This window comes from Chryseolinea lacunae, assembly GCF_016735595.1.
GTDB lineage: Bacteria > Bacteroidota > Bacteroidia > Cytophagales > Cyclobacteriaceae > Chryseolinea > Chryseolinea lacunae.
Window position 1 is genome coordinate 135,058 of record NZ_JAERRB010000012.1, and the last position, 19,436, is coordinate 154,493.

Genomic DNA, 19,436 nt, shown 5'->3' on the forward strand with positions numbered 1-19,436 from the left:
TTCCTGTTATGCTGCCCGTAATGATTATTTAACTTCTTGTTAACATTTTACATTCCACTGATCAACAATTGTTTACACCCTATTTTCAAAATCTTGTTGCCTTCTTGTTAACGGTCGTTTCCACGCTTGTTGCCTTTTTGATAATGCACTTTTGTTGCCCTGCGGCCCCTCTCCACCCTAATCTTGTAGAAACTTTTAGCGCCCGAAATATTCCAAACGCATGTCTCCTTTAAACCGATCCATCACCGTAGCCCTGCTCTCCTTTTCGCTGGTGCATTGTTCGAAACCGTCGGCTTCGGTTGAGCCTTCGCCCACAGATTCCACTTCCGGGACACCGCTGGTGGCGAGACCTCCGGAGGTTATCCAACCTACCATAGTGACCGACACGGTGCGTTTTGACACCGACGATCCTGCCATCTGGCTGAACGCAACACATCCCGAACAGAGCCTCATTGTGGGCACCGACAAGGATGAAAACGGAGGGCTATACGTGTATGATCTCGCCGGAAAAATCGTGAAGACCATCAACGGCCTGAAGCGCCCCGACAACGTGGACATTGAATACGGCTTGATGCTGAACGGCACATCAACCGACATAGCCGTCACCACCGAACGTATCACACACAAGCTGCGCGTCTACAGACTGCCCGACATGAAGTCCCTCGATGATGGAGGCCTTCCGGTGTTTGAAGGCGAAACAGAACCGCTGTTCAGAGACCTTATGGGTATTGCGCTCTATAAGAATCCAAACACAAACGACATCTATGCCATCGTTGGCCGGAAGAGTGGACCGAAAGAAGGTTCATACCTCTGGCAATATAAACTGGAAGACAACGGCAAAGGAAACGTGAAGGCCACGTTGGTGCGCAAGTTTGGTCGCTACAGCGGCAACAAGGAAATTGAGGCCATCGCCGTGGACGACGCGTTGGGTTATGTGTATTACTCCGACGAAGGAGTAGGTGTTCGTAAATATTATGCCGACCCCGAAAAAGGAAACAATGAGCTGGCACTCTTTGCCACCACAGGCTTTACACAAGATCACGAAGGCATCTCTATCTACACCGCCGACAATGGCACGGGCTACATCCTCGTGTCCGATCAACAGGCCAACCAATTCTACATCTATACCCGCGAAGGGTCTGCCAAAAATCCACACGATCATGTGTTGAAAAAAATCGTGAAGGTGGCCGCCACGGAAAGTGACGGATCGGATGTGACAGCTACTCCGCTGAATGGCACATTCGCCAACGGTTTGTTTGTGGTGATGTCGACAGACAAAACATTTCACTTCTACCGCTGGGAAGACATTGCCGGAAAAGATCTGATGATAGCACCCCATGGAAAACATAACTAGTATGTCGCACACAACCCCATCCTTGCAAAAGCTCTCCCTTGTTGTGTGGATGATGCTGGCTGTGACTCTGACGCATGCCGGTTCGCTAAAGGGTAAAGTGACCGACCGAAACCAGGAAGCCCTGGTGGGTGCACACATTGTGTTGCAGGGAAAATCACAATATGCCGTGGCCGGTCTTGATGGAAGTTTTGCCATTTACAACATCGAGGCAGGAAGCTATACAGTAGTCATCAGCTTTATCGGCTACAAGCCCCTCGAGGCTACCGTAGCCATATCAGGCGAAGGCGTGGTGACGTTGCCCGTGGTGCTTGAAGCCGACAGCACGTCGCTCGATGAAATTGTTGTGACTGCGCAAACCCTGGGTGGCACCGATGCGCAGGCGCGCTTCATCGAACGCACGTCGCCCAACACCATGAACATCATTTCGGCGAAAGCCATTGCGCTATCGCCCGATGTTTCGGTGGCCAACGTGGTGCAGCGCGTGTCGGGTTTGTCGGTGGAACGCAACAGCAACGGCGACCCGCAATATGCCATTGTGCGGGGCATGGACAAACGCTATAGCTACACGCTGGTGAATGGCGTGAAGATTCCCAGTCCTGACAACAAGAACCGCTACATTCCGCTCGACATTTTTCCCGCTTCGCTCCTCGACCGGCTTGAGGTTTACAAAAGTCTCACGGCCGACATGGAAGGCGATGCCGTGGGCGGCGCCATCAACATGGTGATGAAATCGGCGCCCGAAGAATTTGAAGTGAAGGGCGATTTGCAAGTGGGCTACAACTACATCAACGTGCAGGACGGCTTCAATCGCTACAAGTCAACGGGCGTTGCTTACCAGACACCGCGCGAAAAATACGGCGAGGGCTTTCAGGCACAGGCCACAGACTTCACCAAGAAAAACCTGGAAGTATCCAACATCAAGCCGATGCCTGACCTGCTGGGCTCCCTCTCCATTGGCAATCGCTTTCTGCACAACCGTTTGGGTGTGATGGTAGGCGGAAGTTTCCAAAACACCTATCGCGGCACAAACAGTCTCTGGTTTGACTACGACACCGATCGCTATGGTGCCAACCTGCCCTCGCTTCGCTCCGTGCAAGATCGTCGCTACTCCACCCATCAACTGCGGGGCGCCTTTCACACACGTGTTGATTACAAATTTGCGGAGCATCAGGTGTTGAAACTCTACAGCGGATACTACAAGCTGGTGAACCACGAAGCACGCGAGATCAAAGAAACATATCTGGATGGCCGCCTCTACGACAGCAACGCCGGCAACGCCATTCTATCCTATAGCACACGCACCAAAAACACCGACCAGGGCATCTTCACCACGTCGTTGCAGGGCGACCACCGGTTGGCTTCTCCCCTCACCTTTCAATGGACGGGCGTGTATTCGCAAGCCACAAACGACCAACCCGACAACGCGCGGTTTATGCGCGACGGCGGTCTGAATAATTTTGTGGAGCAACCACAAACCGTAGAACGCAGAAACACACGCGAGTGGACACGCAACACCGACACCGACCTGACCGGCTATGGCAATTTCATTTTCCAACCCGCAGCCTGGGGCAACAGTCTTTTGAAAGCGGGTGGCATGTATCGGAACAAGAAACGCGATGCCTATTACAACATCTATTACTTCGACCCCAACCCAAGCCTGCAAACTCAAGGTGTGGACTGGAACACCTACTCTGACGTGACCTGGGAAATCGTGAATCCTGCGGGCAGCGCCACCGACGAAAAGAACTACAAAGCAAACGAAAACATCTTTGCCTACTATCTGCTGGGAAAGATCGAATGGCACAACCTGGAGGTGAACGCCGGCGCACGTGTAGAGCACACCGACCAGGGCTATGTCCTCAAATATCCGAAGACCGGACAAACGCCCGACAGCAGTCAACGCTACACCGATGTGTTGCCAAGCCTGAGCGCCAAATACAAACTGGCCGAAGGCATGAACCTGCGCCTCACCTACTACAAAGCGGTGTCGCGTCCGGGTTTCTTTGAAATCGTTCCCTCACAAATGCCCGACGATGGTTATGCCGAATACGGAAACCCCGCATTGAAAAGAACAAAGGCCGACAACATAGACCTGCGCTGGGAGAAATTCTCGGGCTCTGCCAATCAGTTGCTCGTCGGCGTTTTCTACAAACGTCTTCAGGACCCTATCGAATATGCATTGGTGCGAACCGGTGTGAACAACACACCGGTGATGCAACCCAACAACTTCGGCACCGCGCAGAACATGGGGCTGGAGATGGACTTCACTCATTACTTCAACAAGTTCGGCATCAAAATAAACTACACCTACACGCGCTCGCACATTACCACCTCAAAAGTGATTCGGGCGCGCGAAAATCCCGACGATCAAGCGAGCCAGCTTGTGTTGAAGACGGTGAACCAGACCCGGCCGCTGCAAGGACAAGCCAATCACATTGGCAACGTGGCGCTGTTGTATAAGGACACGCGTCGCGGATGGGAGTCGCAGCTGTCGATGGTCTATACCGGCGAACGTCTCGAACTCATCTCGCCGTTTCTCGACAACGACCTTTTCTCCAAACCCATTGTGTTGCTGGACTTCGCGTTGGAGAAACGCATTTCAAAACGCGTCGACGTTTTTCTGAAGGCCACCAACCTGCTTAACTCCGCCTACCAGGTCTACATTAAGAAACCGATTTTCCAGGAAGAAGGCAGCACGGTGAAATATCCCTACCAGGACGATCCTGAGAATAAGACGCTGATCCGGCGCGATCAATATTATCAATCGTTCCGTTTGGGCGTGCGCGTGCTCTGGAACAAAAGCGAATGAATACACCAAAAACAAACATAACTACTAAACGAAATCTCCCTATGAAAACAGGATTGAACAAACTGCTGTACGGGATTGCCCTTGCCGCCTGCGTATTGATGACCCGTTGCAGCAGCGACGACGAACAAAAGCCCAGCGCCCCGCTGTTGACCTCCGACGTATCCAGTCTCCCCATTAAGTTTGGCGAAACCAAATCGTTCACGGTGAGCATCTCCGCCGCGGGCAAAGTGAAAGACATCACCGCCACCACCGACAAAGGCACCGTGACGGTGACCGAGGTGACCGGTGTGGGCCAGACCACCGGCTCAGCCAAGATCAACTACACTGCCCTGTTCGAAGCCGGCTCGGCCAAGATCACTGTGGTGATGAACGACCTATCGGAACAACGTGTAACAAAAGAAGTTTCGGTCGACATCACTGAACAACCTCCCCTGGAACTGACTGCCGGCGATGTGGAAGGTGTGTGGGGACCGTCGCGCACCTACATCATTCGTGGCGACCTGAAAATACCTGCTGGTAAAACACTGACCGTGAAAGAAGGTGTTACTGTGATTGTGGAAGGCGACGGCTCGCAAAGTAACAGCCCGGGCATCAACGTGGAAGGAAACTTCTATAGCCTTGGCACCGCCGACAAACCTGTGCGCTTCACCGTGGCCGAAGCCAAACGCACCAAAGAAAACATTTTCGCCGGCCTCTGGGGCGGCATCCTCGGCACATCCACTTCGCAGGAGATGGTGGTGCTTTACACGACCATTGAATATGCCGGTGCTCCCGCCGTGGCCGGTAGCCCTATCGTGAACTCGGGAGAATTGGAAGAAGGCGACCCCCGCTTTGGTTTGTACTTCAACAACCCCAATGGCAAGTTCGTGCTCATGCACTCTACCGTTGCCTACACCAAAGACGACGGCATGCGCATCAACCAAGGTCAACTGCTGGTGGCCTATAACACCTACTACCTCAACGGCAAAACCGGTGGCGAAGCCCTCAACATCAAGAGCGGCTCGGTGGGCGATGTGGCCTTCAACGTCTTCTATCAACCCGCCACCAACGGCGTGAAGTGGTCTAACTCCGACGACCGCACACCACAGATGGATGTGAACGTCTACAACAACACGGCCATCAACGGCGGATGGCGTCAGACAAAATCCGGACGCGGCGGTTCTTTCAACCTCGAAAAAGGTGGACGCGGCAAAGCCTACAACAACCTGGTGGTGAACTGCCGCTACGGCACACGCTTTCCCAAGTCGCCCGACAATCCAGACGTGGTGAACAGCGCCGTGGGCTATAACCTCTACTATGGCTATGACGATGTGATCGCGGCCGAGTTCTATCCCACAACAGGCTCTATCGCACATGGCGATTTCGAAACCACCAACGACGTGCAAGGCGCCAAAGGCGAAAATGATCCGAAGTTTGTGAACTTCGACGTGACCACCTTCAATCACGATGCCGCCAAGAATGCCGACAACCTCAACTTCCCTCCCACCATGAACCTGAAGTTGAAAACAGACTCGCCTGCCCTCAACAAAGGCAAGACCACATTCACCACTAAGTTCTCCACGCACTCGGTAGGCGGCGCAACCTACACCGTGCCTGCACCTGCAGCCTACATTGGCGCGAACGGAAACTAAGCATCCAATTATCGCAAACTAAAAGAGGCAGCCTTAACCGGGCTGCCTCTTTTGTTGAAGGACTATCTATGAATGAACCACTAGTGCTTTCACCATTTAATGGTCTGCTCGATGAACGCGATCAGATCGTCGGCCATCATTTGTTGTTCCGACACACGGGGATGTCCGGGTGTGTTTTTGTATTTGAAGAAGTGAGAATAGATTTTCGGATCTGCTAGGCGCACCACGGCCTTGTCGACATAGCCGGGCCAGGGTGAATCCTCTCGTGTCGCGTCCATGTTGCCCAGGGCGCAAATGATCTGGGCGTTTGGATATTTTTCGCGGATGTCGGCCAGGAAGTCGGCATAGGCCGTAACGAGAAAATCCTCGTCGGGAGCTTGTGTGCCAAAGCGTGCTTTGAACTGGCCGTGTGTCGGCATGTTCACCAGCCAGGAGTCGTTCTGAAAAAGGTTGATTACTACTACGTCGGGTGTATACCGGGTGAAGTCCCATTTCGACGCGGGGTCGTTGGGGTCGAGCCGGTCATACATTTCGGGCATGATGAGTGGAAACCAGCTGATGGTGATGCCAATGCCGCTTTTGGCGATACAGGAATATTGCGCGTTAAAATGCCGCGCCGTCAGCGCCGCATAGGTTACATAGTTGTTTTCGAAATAGCCATCGCCCGAATCTTTGCCCCGCGTGTCTTCCACCGCATAGCCACACGTGATGGAGTTGCCATAGAATTCAATCTTCCGTGCAGGCTTGGGGTGACGTGGCAACACCGTGGCATTTGCTTTCACTTCAAAGCCATAGAACAACGTCGTGCCCTTATCCCACTCTGTCCGCTTGAACAACTGCACCTTGTGCGCTCCCTTGGCAAGTCCGGAAGCCAACACATAGGTCCGCTTCGAAGAATCGGTATTGATCTTCGCCACCACCTTATCATCCACAATCACATTATAGAAGTTGGCCGTGTCACGATCTTTCAACACAGCCGAAATCGAAGTCCCCTTAAAGCACACCGTAGCCGATGTCCCCGACCACGCAAACGCCGCCGCCTTCTCCCCAAACACAACCCTCCCCTCATACGAAATCGCCGAATCCCCAAAAGAAACAAACTTACTCTGCCCCTCAACACCACCACTCCAAAAGACAAAGACCAAACAAACCAAACACCATCTCATAACCATCATAACTAATTCATTTTAAATCCACATCCAAAAGATGATGGAAAGAAAACAAATCCCAAAAGAAAAATGATTTAAAAAAAGGTCTGAGCCAATCTTCGGCCTGGCATGGGCATTTGCGGATAGGATCAGGCCCTGATGGAAGCATGCTATAAAACACAACCACCACTTATCGCACAAAAAGAAAAAGTCTATTCACTCCTCAACGAATCCACAGGATTCCTCAACGAAACCCTCATCGCTTGCCCACTCACAATAATCATCGTAATCACCAACGATACGCACCCCGCCAGCGGAAACACCCACCACGGCACACCAATCCGCACCTGATACCGCTCCAAAAACGCATTCGCCAACCCGCCTGCTATGGGCGCTGCAATGACAAAAGCAATCAACACCAAATACGAAAAGTCTTTCGTGAGCAACAGCACAAGCCCCGTCACATTCGCTCCCATCACCTTTCGTATGCCAATCTCCTTTGTGCGTTGCTCTGCCGTGAACGCCGCCATACCAAACAATCCCAGTCCCGTGATGAACAACGCCAACACAGCAAACACACCCGCCAAACGGCTAATCATAGTGATGTTTGAAAACTTCAACTGAAACTCATCGTCAGCAAAACGATATTCAAAGGGATAGTCTGGATTGTATTTCCGGAACACCGCTTCCACGCGGCGCAAAGAACCTTGCAAGTCGTTGGTCTTGGGCAGACGCACTGTGAGGGTGGTCGACCAGGAAGGGTCCATGTTCATCACCAGCGGGTCGATGTTGCGCGAGCCCGAGCCCATCAACACATCGTCCATCACGCCCACGATGGTCCACGTTTGTCCCCACATTTTTAGTTTGTCGCCCACAGGGTCTTTAAGGTCCAGAGCACGCACGGCGGCATGGTTCAGGATGACGGCTGCGGTGTCGCTGGCAAAAGCCTCTGAGAAGTCTCGACCTTCCAGCATCTTTATGCCCATGGTTTTGGTGTAGTCATACTCCGTGGCAATGTTGGTCACCTCCACGTGCTGTCCGCTGCGCATGCCCGTCCAACCTTCCACCGCACTGGAGGCAAAGATGCTGGTGATGGGACTGTTTGACTTTGCCATCGACAATGCAGCACCGCTGTTGACAAGCTCCTGCTTTAGCGCAGCATAGTTTTTCTCGAGGTCGGACGTGGACCACACCAGCATCAAGTTTTCACGATCATAGCCCACCTCACGATTTTTCAGAAACTCAATCTGCCGGTAGATCACCACCGTGCCAATAAAGAGCAGGATTGAAAAGGCAAACTGAAGGGTGACCATAACTTTGCGCGGCAAGCGTCCACCCTTTCCAACCTGTACTTTTCCTTTCAGAATTTTTGCCGGCTGAAACGACGACAGATAAAAGGCAGGATAACTTCCCGCCATCACACCGGTGATCAACACCAGCGAAACACCAAATATCCAAATGAGCGGCGACGTATAGTCAATGGTGAGATGTTTTCCGAGCAGTGTATTATAAAACGGTCGCGCCATTTCCACCAGGGCTACCGACAACACAAATGCCAGCGCCGAGATGAGCAGCGACTCACCCATGAACTGCGCGATGAGTTGTTTGCGGCTCGAGCCAACGCTCTTGCGAATGCCCACTTCGCGCGCCCGGTGTTCGGACCGCGCCGTGGCCAGGTTCATAAAGTTGATGCAGGCAATGACCAGGATAAAAACGGCGATACCTGAAAACAGCATCACATAGTCTATCAATCCGCCTTGTTCTTTTCCATTCTCAAAATTGTTGTACAGGCGCCAATGGCTCATGGGATGCAGAAACAATTCGGCATTGCGGGCTTCGGAGCTGTTGGTTTTCACCAGGCTTCGGATGGCGTCGTCCACCGCGCCTTTGTCAGCGCTTGGCTGAAGCTCCACGTAGGTTTCGAAGCCGTTGTTGCTCCAGTTGGTGCGCGCATATTTTATCCAGCTTGAGGTGGCCTCGAAGTAGGTGAAGGGCAAAATGAAATCGAACGAGAAGGAAATGTTGGGTGGTGGGTCGGCCACTACCGCCGTTACCTTCAGCTCGTCATTGCCTTCAATTTTCACCTGCACCATTTTGCCAATAGGATCTTCGTCACCAAACAAGGCGATGGCCGTGGCTTTTGTGAGCACGATGGAACGTGGATCGGCAAGAGCCGTTTCGGCGCGTCCCTGAAGCAAACGGAAGTCGAACATTTCAAGAAAACTTTCGCTGGCATCAAGACCGCGCTTATTGAGTTTTTTGTCGCCAACGGTGAGCAAGGCGCTTTGGCCCACAGTCACCGCCACATGTTTGATGCGGGCATCCTGAGTAAGGGCCTCGCGCAAAGGAAGTGGCGTGAACCCACCCGTCATCACGCCGTTGTCCACGTGGGTGTTGAGCTTCACCTGGTGCAGCGTTTCGTAGCGTGAGAAATAGTGGTTGAAGGTCAGCTCGTCGTGCACCCACAACAAAATGAGGATGCTGGCGGCAATGCCGACAGAAAGCCCGGCGATGTTGATGATGGAATAGGCGCCATTGCGGCGGAGCGAGCGAAGGGCAATTTTAAAATAGTTTTGGAGCATAATGGTCCGTTAGCGTCCATCCCAATCCCAAATTCAGGCCAACTTCGAAAATGGTCATAGGAGTAACAAAACGCGCCTGCTGTTCCGGTAGCGAGGTCAGTTCCGGTCAATGCTGTGCGCACGCGGACGAAGGTAGCGTAGGCCACCTATCCATGCAACACGAACGGGCACGATGTTCAATAGCAGCTCACGCCCCTGAACACCGCGCCCGGTCATCCAACATCACAAAATCTTTTACTTGGCCCGGTCATAGCCGGTGCGATCCAGCATCCAGCCGGGATACTCCGACGGCAGCTTGCTCACCGCATCGAGCGATGCCAACTCTTCGGGTGTGAACACCACGTCAACAGCTTTCAGGTTGTCGTCGAGCTGGATCACTTTGTTGGCGCCGATGATCACACTGGTGACGGCGCGCTGGTGCAACAGCCAGGCCAGCGCCAATTGAGCAACCGTTACCTGCTTTGCTTTCGCCAGGGGTTCCAGCACATCAATCACATCAAATGCGCGGTCTTTGTTCAACGGCGGGAAGTCGAATGTTTCGGTTCTTCTGCCCTCTTCGCCGGTGGCGTTGCGTTTGTATTTGCCACTGAGAAAACCACCCGCCAGCGGGCTCCACACCAGCAAGCCCACGTTCTGGTCGTTCAACAACGGAATGATTTCGCGCTCCAGGTCACGGCCCGCCAAGGTGTAGTAGGCTTGCAGCGACACAAATTTCTCCACGTGATTGTAGGTGGAATAGCCAAGCGCTTTCATGAGCTGCCAGGCCGCCAGGTTGCTGGCACCGATGTAGCGCACTTTGCCGCTGCGCACCAGGTCGTCGAGCGCGCGCAGCGTTTCTTCGAGGGGTGTGAGCGGATCGTAGCTGTGAATTTGATAGAGGTCGATATAGTCTGTCTTCAGACGCTTCAGGCTGGCTTCGGCCTGGTGCACGATGTGTTTGCGTGTGAGTCCTTTGTCGTTCGGACCTTCGCCCATGCTGCCGCGCACTTTGGTGGCCAGCACGATGTCGTAGCGTGTAAGCCCCAGGTTGTGAATGGCCTGGCCCGTGATCTCTTCCGACAGCCCTTCTGAATAAATGTTGGCTGTGTCTATAAAATTTATGCCGGCATCCACCGAACGTTTCACCAACTCGTCAGCAGCTTCCTGTTGCAGGCTGCCGATCACTTTAAACAACCCCTTACCACCAAACGTCATGGTGCCGAGGCATAGCTCCGACACTTTGAGGCCGGTATTTCCCAATACATTATACTTCATACGGTTTTTACTTTTTTGTTTGCTTTGGAATTCGATTAATCGCGCAACAAAGGTAGCGGCCAACGTTGTCGGCGCACACCAACTTTCAAAGTAAAAACTATAAAATTCAAAGGATCACTTCCGTAGCGTCATGGGTGTGGTGCCCGTGTTTTTCTTGAAGAAGTTGTTGAAGTAGTTGGGATACTCAAAACCGAGGCAGTAGGCGATCTCGGATATGCTAAGGTCCGAATGCAGCAGCAACGCACGGGCCTCGGCCACCACACGGTCGGCAATGTGGGTGGTGGTTGACTTGCCCGTGATTTCGCGCACGGCGTGGTTGAGGTGGTTCACGTGCACCGAAAGGCTGGTGGCAAAATCGCTGGCCTTCTTCATGGTGAGGGCGTGCCGGGGCGAGTCGATGGGGAATTGCCGTTCGAGCAATTCCAGGAAAAGACTGGCAATGCGACTGCTGGCACTGTGATGCTTTACCGCGCTGAGGGCAGGCTCCATTTTAAGCCCCTCGTGTATGATGAGGTTGATATAGTTACGGATCACTTCGTAGCGATATACATAGGTAGTTTCCAGTTCGGCAAGGATCTTTTCGTAGAGATCGCTGACCACCGCATAGCGATGATCGTCGAGGAAAAACACGGGCTTTGCCCCGATCTTGAACAACGGAGAATCCTGGAGCGATTCCGTTCGCATGCCCTTCACAAATTCTTCCATGAAGATGCACATGTAACCGCTGTTCCGTCCGTCGCTCTCGAACGAATAGGGCACGCGGGGATTGGAGAAGATGAGCGCCCGTTCGGGTATTTCTACCGTGTGCGTGGCATAGTGTAGCCTGCTCGTGCCCACCGTTACCCAGATTTTATAGTAGTCGCGCCGACTGTAGGGCATGACGGTGGTTTTGGCCGACGGATCAAATTTCAAGGCGCGCACCTGGCTGGCCAGTTGCTGGTCGGTCTTCGCCTGTTCTATAAACTCGGAAATTGATTCTCTCGCGCCCATGCCCCAAAATTAAGAAATTCAAAGCAGTCCCTGGCCCGACAGCAAAACATTTTTGCATAGGTCAACCCAACCCTGCGTTGTCGCATAGAGAATACTGCGTCTGAAACGATGACCGCGGCATGCTCGATGTTTGCGATGAATAGGGTCTATCCTGCGAAATACAAGGCGTGATTTTACTAGCCGACGGGTTAGCTTTACGGGCCCGTGAAAAAAGTGGCTGCTACGGCAACTTCACGACGGGTTGTATTAATTTGCCGAAACGAACGGCACGTTTGCTCCATGACCATCAAGCCCAAACATCTCATTCTTCACATCGCAGGTTGCATTGCCTTTCTGATCGTTCCCATTGTGCTCTCGCCACGGCCGCCCGGCATGCCCCTGATGTCCACCCCAACCCTGCGCGACGTGCTGGCCAATGTGTTTATGTTGCTCATCTTCTATCTCAACTACTATCTTTTCATTCCCGAAGTATACTTCAAGAAAAAACAGGTCGCCTATGCGTGCATCATTGTGGCGGGTTTTCTGTTCGTGAGCCTGGTGCCTTCGTTGCTCACAGGTTATGTGCCCTGGAATCCTCCCGCGGCTAACATAGCCAGCGCCGACGCCCTTCAAAAAAACTATCCGCCCATGCTGGAGGGCACATCGTTTCTCACCCAGGTGAAACACAATGTTTTTCTCTATGTGGTGGTGATCCTGTTTTCCATCCTGCTGCGCGTGCGCACAAAACTTTACGTTACCGAACGATTGAGACACAGCGCGGAAATGGGAACCCTGAAAAGCCAGATCAATCCACACTTCCTGTTCAACACACTCAACAACATCTATGCTTTGGCCATTCGTGAAAAGTCGCCGTCGAGTGCGTCCGCCATTCTGAAGCTGTCGGGCATGATGCGCTATGTGGTCACGGAAACCATGGGTGATCGCGTGTCGCTCGAAAAAGAGATCAGCTACATCAACGACTACATCGAGCTGCAACGCATGCGCCTCACCAGCAACGTGCACCTGTCCTACCAGGTGGCGGGTGTCATTGGCGGGCAACGCATCGCGCCCCTCGTGCTCATCCCTTTCATTGAAAATGCATTCAAGCATGGCGTGAATCCCGACCAGGCAGCGTATCTTAGTATCCGGATCGATATTCACGAAAACGCATTGGTGCTGGTGGTTGAAAATCAGAAAGTGAAATTCTCGCACGACTTGCACGGCAAGAGCGGTGTGGGCATCGAAAACACAAAGGCACGACTGGCATTGCTGTATCCCCGAAAACATTTCCTTTCGCTTAGCGACGATCCGGACACCTACAGAGTGCAACTAAACATTCAACTGGATTGATCTCAGCCATCGCCATCGACGACGAACCCCTGGCCCTGGAAATACTGGAAGCCTATTGCAGCACGCTTGACTTCATCTCGCTCGAAAAAGTATTTACGCGGACAGCCGAAGCCAAAAACTATCTGCAAAAGTACCCCGTAGACCTATTGTTCCTCGACATCAACATGCCGGAAATATCGGGCATCGATTTCTACAGGGGCATCCGCCAGGAAACCATGGTGATCTTCACCACGGCCCACGCGCAATATGCCATCGACGGCTTTGAGTTAAGCGCAGTAGACTTTCTGCTAAAGCCCTACTCGCCCGAACGCTTCACGGTGGCCGCGCGGAAGGCACATGAGTATCACCAGTTCCTGCACCAGAAACACGCCACCGAGTCGAAGCACATCTTCATCCGTGCCGACTACAGCCTCATCAAAATTCAACTCTCCGACATCCTTTACATTGAAGGCCTTGCCGATTATCTGAAGATCCATCAACAAAACGGCAAGACTGTGCTGGCGCGCATGACCATGAAAGGCATATTGTCGCGGTTACCGGAAACTGAATTCATCCGTGTGCACCGTTCGTTCATTGTGCCCTTCAGTCGAATTGAGTCTATGCGCAACAAAAACCTGTACCTCGCCGACAAAGAAATACCCATCGGTGCCAGCTATGAAGAAGCTGTGCTAAAGGCGTTCAAAGGCGCGTGAGTAGACCATCCTAATTCATCTCTTTTTATTGCATTTCTGACATCCGTCAGATTCACGTTTGTTCGACGCGAATTGTCGATTCGCGTGTTGGCGTCCACACACGCATGCATCAATCATTCTTCTACACATTGACCGCATACATCGCTAACTCTCCACACCCATCAACGATTTGCCGTACTTCACAGTTGAGATCAGGAAAGCAGGGAACGAACTTTACCAAACCACCACCAGAAAAACGATTGGTGGATAAAAGCGAGAAGGGAGCCCATCCGAGAGCGTGAACCTTTCATCAATCGGGCCTTTGCGTGCGAAAGCCGCAAAGGCCACTTTAACTAGTGAACATGCCACTTTGCGTGAAACTGGATCAGAAACAATTGGTTCGCATACCCGGCATGAAAGCCAAACTTCATGCCCTCTGCGAACACCTGGAAATGGATGGCACCGTGACCACAACTATTCCCAAACCCGGAAACCTTATGGCGGTGATTTTGTTGTTGACTGCGCAAGACATTCACTATCAAGTGACCACCTCCTTTGTACAGAAATGAACTCGTATGAAAATAAGCATTGAACCTTTCCGCAAATTCATTCATCACTACACCCACCCGGCATCTGTCGCCGACATATTGGTCATTACACGCCCCGAAGAAATTCTGCAGATGGCCATGACGGAACAGGGAACAAAAACTAAACTGAACTGGCAGCTCAAGAGCGGCGACTACAAAAAAGCCCGCGTCGTGAAAGTGCTCAACAACACCTACATCATCATCGAAGAAAATCATTTCCTCTCTCTGAAGTCATCGCTGGTAGCCGTAAACGAAGTTCTCTACGTGGCCAACAGCACATTCTAAAAATCCGCTTAATACACTTTCGGCCAAGCACGTTGATAATGATGGCCCCATGAGCAGGTGGAAACTTGGTGAATTTCAGTGAGTATATTCTAATCATTGCTGCGCCACGCTAGCCATTGAAAAGCTTGTTCCGTTTGATCTGCTTGTTCCGTCGCAACTGCACAGCGTGATAAACCGTTGGCACGTCGTTGGTCCATTGCCGAAGCACCAGCACAATCGCGATAATCTCCAGCCGAGTAATCAACCCCATCCAAAAGAAAATCGTGAACAGCACGCCCGAGTCGCACTGCAAAATGATCTGTACCAGTGTGGCAAACAAAAGCAACGACCACACCTTGGCGCCTATGGAGTGCGTGGCGATCTCCTTCCGGAACTTCAAAAAGCAAACCACATACGTCAACGCTTCAATAGACAAAAGTACTATCAGCGTGACAGCGTTGGCCCTAAAAAATTCAGGACATTGGATGAACGTTGCCGCGGCTACAGACACATAAAAAACCTGATCGACCGTAGAGTCCATCCTGCGAAGCTTTTGGGTGGAAATGCCCAGCCGCCGTGCCACAATGCCATCAAAAACATCGGTGAGCAAACCAACGGCAAGCAACACAATAGCCCACTCAGCATAGTGCTGCACGCGCAACAAACTGAGAGCTACCACAACAAAGCCAATCACAAGGCGTGCGAAAATGAGAGTTGCAGGGATTTTGGTCTTAAAGGAATGCATAATAGGTGCTACTGACTAAGTACGAAGCCGCAGTGTGAACGAGAATAGGCGACAGCTTGCCTGCAATATGAAGAAAAAGACGAAAACAATGACAGACCAACCTAATCCCAATGTTAATTAATGTTAAAACGTTCGACGCTAAAAACGGAAGAAACCCGTGCGTCGAAGAATTCAACCCGATGGTATACTAATTGCATTATCCAGTCTAAATGACCAAACCCAAATTAAACGTTGGACCGTTTCTTGTCTCTAAGCACTAAAACAAACACGGAAAGATTATGAGAACGAGAGTAATGCTTATTGCAGCGATGTTGACCAGTAGCGTCATCTTCGCCCAACACAAATCATCGCACATGCACCACAAGGGCGGCGATGCCAGCGAGACCATGAAGAAGGTCCTGTCGCTCAACGACACACAGTATGCCACCATCCAGGGCATCGACAAAAAATACGCCGCCAAGTTTTCGGACCTGCGCAACGATTCCGCACAAGCCCGCGACACCAAACGCACGGAGTTTGGCAAACTGAAAGCTGCCCGCGAATCCGAAATCAACGGCGTGCTCACCCCCGAACAAAAAACGAAGTGGACTACCTACAAAAAAGAAGAGGCTTCCAAACACAAGGCACGTCGCCAGGAACATGCCGAAAAGAATGAAGCCCGTCTGAAAGAACAACTGTCACTCTCCGACGAGCAATTTGCCAAGGTGCAAACCACCAACAAAGACTTCCGCACCAAGTTCGAAGCTGCACACAAAGACAAAAAAGACAAAGCCGAGATCGAAAAGCTGAAGACCGACCACGACGCTGCCATGAAGGCCATCCTCACACCACAACAATTCGAAAAGTGGAACACGATGAAAGCCGACATGAAAAAGAAACACGGCGATCGGAAACCAAAAAAATAGTGAAGTAGGTAGAGGGGATTTGGAAGGAACACCGTCCGGGAAACCGACGGTGTTTTTTTTACTTTCCGCGTGATCGTATCAACCTAACATCCGACGCTACCCAACTTTTCTTTCAGCCGCTGCGCGTTCTCAAAAGCACCTCCAATGGTATTGTTGAAATACACATATACATCCTTTCCCGCATCACGCCAGGCTGCGATCCGCCGGGCACAGGCATTCAGGTCCTCGTTGGAATAGCTCCCTTTGTAGTCTCCGTACATGCCATGAAACCTGAGATAGGCGGTGCGCACAGGCAAGTCTACCGCCGGCGTCTTCGACTTCGGCATGTCGTGCTCCACCAAACAGGCATTGTAGGTTTCCAGCATGTCGTATGTTTTGTCTGTATACCAACTCACGTCGCGAAATTCAACGGCAATACGCCATGCGCTTTTAAGATTTGCGCGATCGAGGTGATGTAGAATTTTCTTGACTTGCCGCAACTGCGCGAAGGTTATGCTTGCAGGAAACTGAACCAGCACACATCCTTTTTTGTGATGCACGCCATTGACCGCGCGCATAAAAGAATCGATATCCGCCTTGTTAAAAGCCAGGGCCTTGACATGGGTGACGTTGCGCCAAAGCTTCATGGTGAACTCAAAGTCATCAGTCACTTCTTTCTCCCATTTCTCAAACGTGCCATGCATGGGAACGCGATAAAAGCTGCTATTCACCTCCAACGAATTAAACAAACTGCTGTAGTACTGAAGACGGCTCCCCTCCTTAAACGCTTCCGGAAAAGTTTGCTTGGTTCCGGGCACAACAACGCCGCTTGTGCCGATCATCAATTTGCCGCTCATGCCCTTGTCGCCTCAAAAGCAGTGCCTACTAAATGCCAGGAGAAAACGTTGCTAAAAGTCTCGTGAATGCTTGTTTCTTAGAATGGCGCCTGCCTTATAGGGGAATGTTCCCACATGTTCGTGCTGAACTTATGCCACAGCGTTGCTCTAGACACGCACGTAGCAAGGATGGGTCCAACCTTTATTTGTCACAAATTTCACGCGTCAGTGTTAGTTTGCATCGCATAGTTGGTCACAATAGGTTTTTTGCTAGACTGACCTTTGTGACAAACTGTGGATGTTCGATAGGCCCCCTACTTACGCATCCATTTCCAGAACTGCCTCCGATTCATAGCTATTCAAATCATCAACGCCCATTTTCACTCCGGGACGTAGGGCATAAAACCTCACGGTGCTGCTACCGTACACAGCCACGATATCTCCCTCGCGCTCCGTTTCAGAATATACTAAGCACACGGTGAATCGGGTAGACTGTATTTGTTTCAAGCGTGCTGCCAACCGCTTTGCACTCTCCAGGCCCAGTTTCAAATATTCAATGTCAGCTTGTGCATCACGCTCCAGGTAGGCGTCTGGATGAAAGTGATTTTCGAAATCTTCGTAAACGGTTTTGTCAAAGTCATTCATTCCTTCTGGGGCACTGTCCCTGCATGAGCTCAGGAGAAAACATCCGTTGCACTCGACTATCGGACTTTCCAGAAGCGTGACCAAATCCGTTGGGAGCGCATAATCCGTCGTCAAAGCGTCATAGTTTAAATTTTTCAGATGGATGGCCATTTGATCGTTTAGCCGTTTTATCATACAATTTACTTTGCGAATTTAATCTTTTGCTGCTATCGGTTCAGTCACGAACGTCAAACCAATGCTGGTCTAGTCCCCACGAAAGCAATGCAAGGAAGCGTTTTCTGGAGTCCATCGTATCAAAAATAATATGTCAAATTAATTACCCAAGGATTTTTACCCATGCTGCTAGACCAACGATCAGAAAGATTATCCCCAGAAGCCATTGAAATAGCGATTGTAATATTCTTTTAGCCATCTGCTTCATGACATAATCGAATCCGGAAATCGAAAAGCCGGGCGACTGTAGAGCACGGCACTACAAAGTATGTCCACCAGAACCGTCACGACGACCACCAGCTCAAACACAACACCGAGATATTTATTTCCTGTGGCCCTGAATTTACCATCCCACTACCTTTTCCAAACCACCGAACGCCCATTTGGGAACATTTATTAACTTAGCGGTCCTTAAAAGCAATCGAATGCGCTATTCCAAAATTGTGGGCCTGGGCCATCACGTTCCCGAAACTGTCATTACCAACGAATACCTGTCCACCGTGATGGACACCAACAACGAGTGGATCGTGGAGCGCACGGGCATTCAGGAGCGCCGGTGGATGGACCCCGCCAAAGACACCGTGGCCAACATGGCCGCCAAAGCCACACGCATGGCCCTGACCCGTGCCAAGCTCACCGAAAAAGATATCGACTTCATTGTGTTCGCCACCATCACCCCCGACTATTTCTTTCCCGGCAGCGGCGTGCTGCTGCAGCGCGAGCTGGGCTTGGATGGACGCATCGGGGCGCTCGACATTCGCAATGCATGCTCGGGTTTCATCTATGCCCTGTCGGTGGCCGACCAGTTTATCAAAAGCGGCATGTACAAAACCATCCTGGTGGTGGGCGCCGAAATTCAGTCTACCGCGCTCGACATCAGCACAAGAGGTCGCAACACGGCCGTCATTTTTGGCGATGGTGCCGGAGCCGTCATCCTTCAACCTTCCGAAAAGCCGGGCATCCTTTCCACACACCTCCACTCCGATGGCAACTTTGCCGAAGAGCTTTATGTGAAAGACCCGGGCAGCAGTCGCCCACACGCCGAGCGGCAGCCCGAGCAGATCACCGACACCTCCTCCTTCAAGGTGGTGATGAATGGCAACCAGGTGTTCAAGCACGCGGTGGTGCGCTTCATGGAAGTGATCAACGAGGCACTCGACGCCAACCACCTCAAGAAAGACGACATCAACCTGCTGGTGCCTCACCAGGCCAACCTGCGCATCAGCCAATACATCCAGGAAAAACTGGGCCTCACCGACGCGCAGGTCTACAACAACATTATGCGCTATGGCAACACCACGGCTGCGTCCATTCCCATTGCCTTAAGTGAAGCGTGGGCCGAAGGGAAAATCAAAGAAAATGACTTAATTTGTTTAGCCGCCTTTGGCAGTGGGTTCACCTGGGCTTCGGCACTGCTCCGGTGGTGATGGTTTGCCTGAAACGCTTAGCCTGAACAGAACGAGAACGACCCTAAAGAAAGGACGGCCCAACGCA

General features: G+C 51.7%; 16 protein-coding genes. 9 read left to right on the forward strand and 7 right to left on the reverse strand.

Annotation, left to right across the window (positions count from 1 at the left end; all coding sequences use genetic code 11):
• Positions 1–220: 220 nt before the first annotated feature.
• Genes JI741_RS26075 through JI741_RS26085 form a run of 3 tightly spaced genes read left to right on the forward strand, consistent with a single transcriptional unit; the run spans position 221 to position 5,794 of the window.
• A complete protein-coding gene (locus tag JI741_RS26075; protein ID WP_202014570.1) occupies positions 221–1,354 on the forward strand; it encodes a phytase in 1,134 nt (377 codons plus the stop codon).
• Position 1,355: 1 nt separating this feature from the next.
• On the forward strand, positions 1,356–4,163 hold the full coding sequence (locus JI741_RS26080; RefSeq protein WP_202014571.1) for a TonB-dependent receptor: 2,808 nt from the start codon (positions 1,356–1,358) through the stop codon (positions 4,161–4,163).
• A 41-nt stretch (positions 4,164–4,204) separates the two neighbouring features.
• Complete coding sequence (locus tag JI741_RS26085; protein ID WP_202014573.1) at positions 4,205–5,794, forward strand: hypothetical protein; 1,590 nt, start codon at positions 4,205–4,207, stop codon at positions 5,792–5,794.
• 89 nt (positions 5,795–5,883) lie between these two features.
• Here the strand turns inward: JI741_RS26085 and JI741_RS26090 are convergent, their stop codons facing one another.
• The 4 genes from JI741_RS26090 to JI741_RS26105 all read right to left on the reverse strand — a co-directional run bounded on the left by JI741_RS26090 (position 5,884) and on the right by JI741_RS26105 (position 11,768).
• The gene (locus JI741_RS26090; protein WP_202014575.1) at positions 5,884–6,969 is read right to left on the reverse strand and encodes an SGNH/GDSL hydrolase family protein; all 1,086 of its coding nucleotides are present in this window, start codon (positions 6,967–6,969) and stop codon (positions 5,884–5,886) included.
• Positions 6,970–7,154: 185 nt separating this feature from the next.
• Positions 7,155–9,524 (reverse strand): ABC transporter permease, encoded by a 2,370-nt coding sequence (locus JI741_RS26095; protein ID WP_202014577.1) that lies wholly within the window; start codon positions 9,522–9,524, stop codon positions 7,155–7,157.
• 234 nt (positions 9,525–9,758) lie between these two features.
• Entirely contained in the window at positions 9,759–10,778 is a 1,020-nt protein-coding gene (locus JI741_RS26100) for an aldo/keto reductase (protein ID WP_202014579.1), read from the reverse strand.
• A gap of 114 nt (positions 10,779–10,892) precedes the next feature.
• The gene (locus JI741_RS26105) at positions 10,893–11,768 is read right to left on the reverse strand and encodes a helix-turn-helix domain-containing protein (protein ID WP_202014581.1); all 876 of its coding nucleotides are present in this window, start codon (positions 11,766–11,768) and stop codon (positions 10,893–10,895) included.
• A gap of 279 nt (positions 11,769–12,047) precedes the next feature.
• Here JI741_RS26105 and JI741_RS26110 point away from each other — a divergent pair, with 279 nt between their 5' ends.
• From JI741_RS26110 to JI741_RS26125, 4 genes are all read left to right on the forward strand, one after another.
• The gene (locus JI741_RS26110; RefSeq protein ID WP_202014583.1) at positions 12,048–13,097 is read left to right on the forward strand and encodes a sensor histidine kinase; all 1,050 of its coding nucleotides are present in this window, start codon (positions 12,048–12,050) and stop codon (positions 13,095–13,097) included.
• The gene (locus JI741_RS26115) at positions 13,094–13,789 is read left to right on the forward strand and encodes a LytR/AlgR family response regulator transcription factor (RefSeq protein WP_202014585.1); all 696 of its coding nucleotides are present in this window, start codon (positions 13,094–13,096) and stop codon (positions 13,787–13,789) included. Before JI741_RS26110 ends, JI741_RS26115 begins: the two co-directional genes overlap by 4 nt.
• Positions 13,790–14,142: 353 nt before the next feature.
• Entirely contained in the window at positions 14,143–14,337 is a 195-nt protein-coding gene (locus JI741_RS26120) for a hypothetical protein (protein WP_236676280.1), read from the forward strand.
• 6 nt (positions 14,338–14,343) lie between these two features.
• The gene (locus JI741_RS26125; protein WP_202014589.1) at positions 14,344–14,640 is read left to right on the forward strand and encodes a hypothetical protein; all 297 of its coding nucleotides are present in this window, start codon (positions 14,344–14,346) and stop codon (positions 14,638–14,640) included.
• A gap of 109 nt (positions 14,641–14,749) precedes the next feature.
• Here the strand turns inward: JI741_RS26125 and JI741_RS26130 are convergent, their stop codons facing one another.
• Positions 14,750–15,364 carry a CDP-alcohol phosphatidyltransferase family protein gene (locus JI741_RS26130; RefSeq protein WP_202014590.1) on the reverse strand — a complete coding sequence of 205 codons (615 nt, stop codon included), beginning with the start codon at positions 15,362–15,364 and terminating at the stop codon, positions 14,750–14,752.
• Between the two features lie 278 nt (positions 15,365–15,642).
• Between JI741_RS26130 and JI741_RS26135 the strand changes: the two genes are divergently transcribed.
• Complete coding sequence (locus tag JI741_RS26135) at positions 15,643–16,269, forward strand: DUF4890 domain-containing protein (RefSeq protein ID WP_202014591.1); 627 nt, start codon at positions 15,643–15,645, stop codon at positions 16,267–16,269.
• Between the two features lie 83 nt (positions 16,270–16,352).
• Here the strand turns inward: JI741_RS26135 and JI741_RS26140 are convergent, their stop codons facing one another.
• Positions 16,353–17,105: a DUF72 domain-containing protein gene (locus JI741_RS26140; RefSeq protein ID WP_202014592.1), complete on the reverse strand. Its 753-nt coding sequence runs from the start codon at positions 17,103–17,105 to the stop codon at positions 16,353–16,355.
• A gap of 297 nt (positions 17,106–17,402) precedes the next feature.
• Complete coding sequence (locus JI741_RS26145; RefSeq protein WP_236676281.1) at positions 17,403–17,903, reverse strand: PM0498 family protein; 501 nt, start codon at positions 17,901–17,903, stop codon at positions 17,403–17,405.
• 464 nt (positions 17,904–18,367) lie between these two features.
• On the opposite strand from JI741_RS26145, the gene JI741_RS26150 reads away from it, so the two are divergent.
• Positions 18,368–19,369: a 3-oxoacyl-ACP synthase III family protein gene (locus JI741_RS26150; RefSeq protein ID WP_202014594.1), complete on the forward strand. Its 1,002-nt coding sequence runs from the start codon at positions 18,368–18,370 to the stop codon at positions 19,367–19,369.
• The last annotated feature ends 67 nt before the right edge of the window (positions 19,370–19,436 follow it).

Coding starts and splice junctions, on each gene's coding strand:
- JI741_RS26090 (WP_202014575.1), bottom strand. CDS start 6,969: ATGATGGTTATGAGATGGTGTTTGGTTTGTTTGGTCTTTGTCTTTTGG.
- JI741_RS26125 (WP_202014589.1), top strand. CDS start 14,344: ATGAAAATAAGCATTGAACCTTTCCGCAAATTCATTCATCACTACACC.
- JI741_RS26080 (WP_202014571.1), top strand. CDS start 1,356: ATGTCGCACACAACCCCATCCTTGCAAAAGCTCTCCCTTGTTGTGTGG.
- JI741_RS26085 (WP_202014573.1), top strand. CDS start 4,205: ATGAAAACAGGATTGAACAAACTGCTGTACGGGATTGCCCTTGCCGCC.
- JI741_RS26145 (WP_236676281.1), bottom strand. CDS start 17,903: ATGATAAAACGGCTAAACGATCAAATGGCCATCCATCTGAAAAATTTA.
- JI741_RS26095 (WP_202014577.1), bottom strand. CDS start 9,524: ATGCTCCAAAACTATTTTAAAATTGCCCTTCGCTCGCTCCGCCGCAAT.
- JI741_RS26150 (WP_202014594.1), top strand. CDS start 18,368: ATGCGCTATTCCAAAATTGTGGGCCTGGGCCATCACGTTCCCGAAACT.
- JI741_RS26110 (WP_202014583.1), top strand. CDS start 12,048: ATGACCATCAAGCCCAAACATCTCATTCTTCACATCGCAGGTTGCATT.
- JI741_RS26100 (WP_202014579.1), bottom strand. CDS start 10,778: ATGAAGTATAATGTATTGGGAAATACCGGCCTCAAAGTGTCGGAGCTA.
- JI741_RS26105 (WP_202014581.1), bottom strand. CDS start 11,768: ATGGGCGCGAGAGAATCAATTTCCGAGTTTATAGAACAGGCGAAGACC.
- JI741_RS26130 (WP_202014590.1), bottom strand. CDS start 15,364: ATGCATTCCTTTAAGACCAAAATCCCTGCAACTCTCATTTTCGCACGC.
- JI741_RS26075 (WP_202014570.1), top strand. CDS start 221: ATGTCTCCTTTAAACCGATCCATCACCGTAGCCCTGCTCTCCTTTTCG.
- JI741_RS26135 (WP_202014591.1), top strand. CDS start 15,643: ATGAGAACGAGAGTAATGCTTATTGCAGCGATGTTGACCAGTAGCGTC.
- JI741_RS26140 (WP_202014592.1), bottom strand. CDS start 17,105: ATGAGCGGCAAATTGATGATCGGCACAAGCGGCGTTGTTGTGCCCGGA.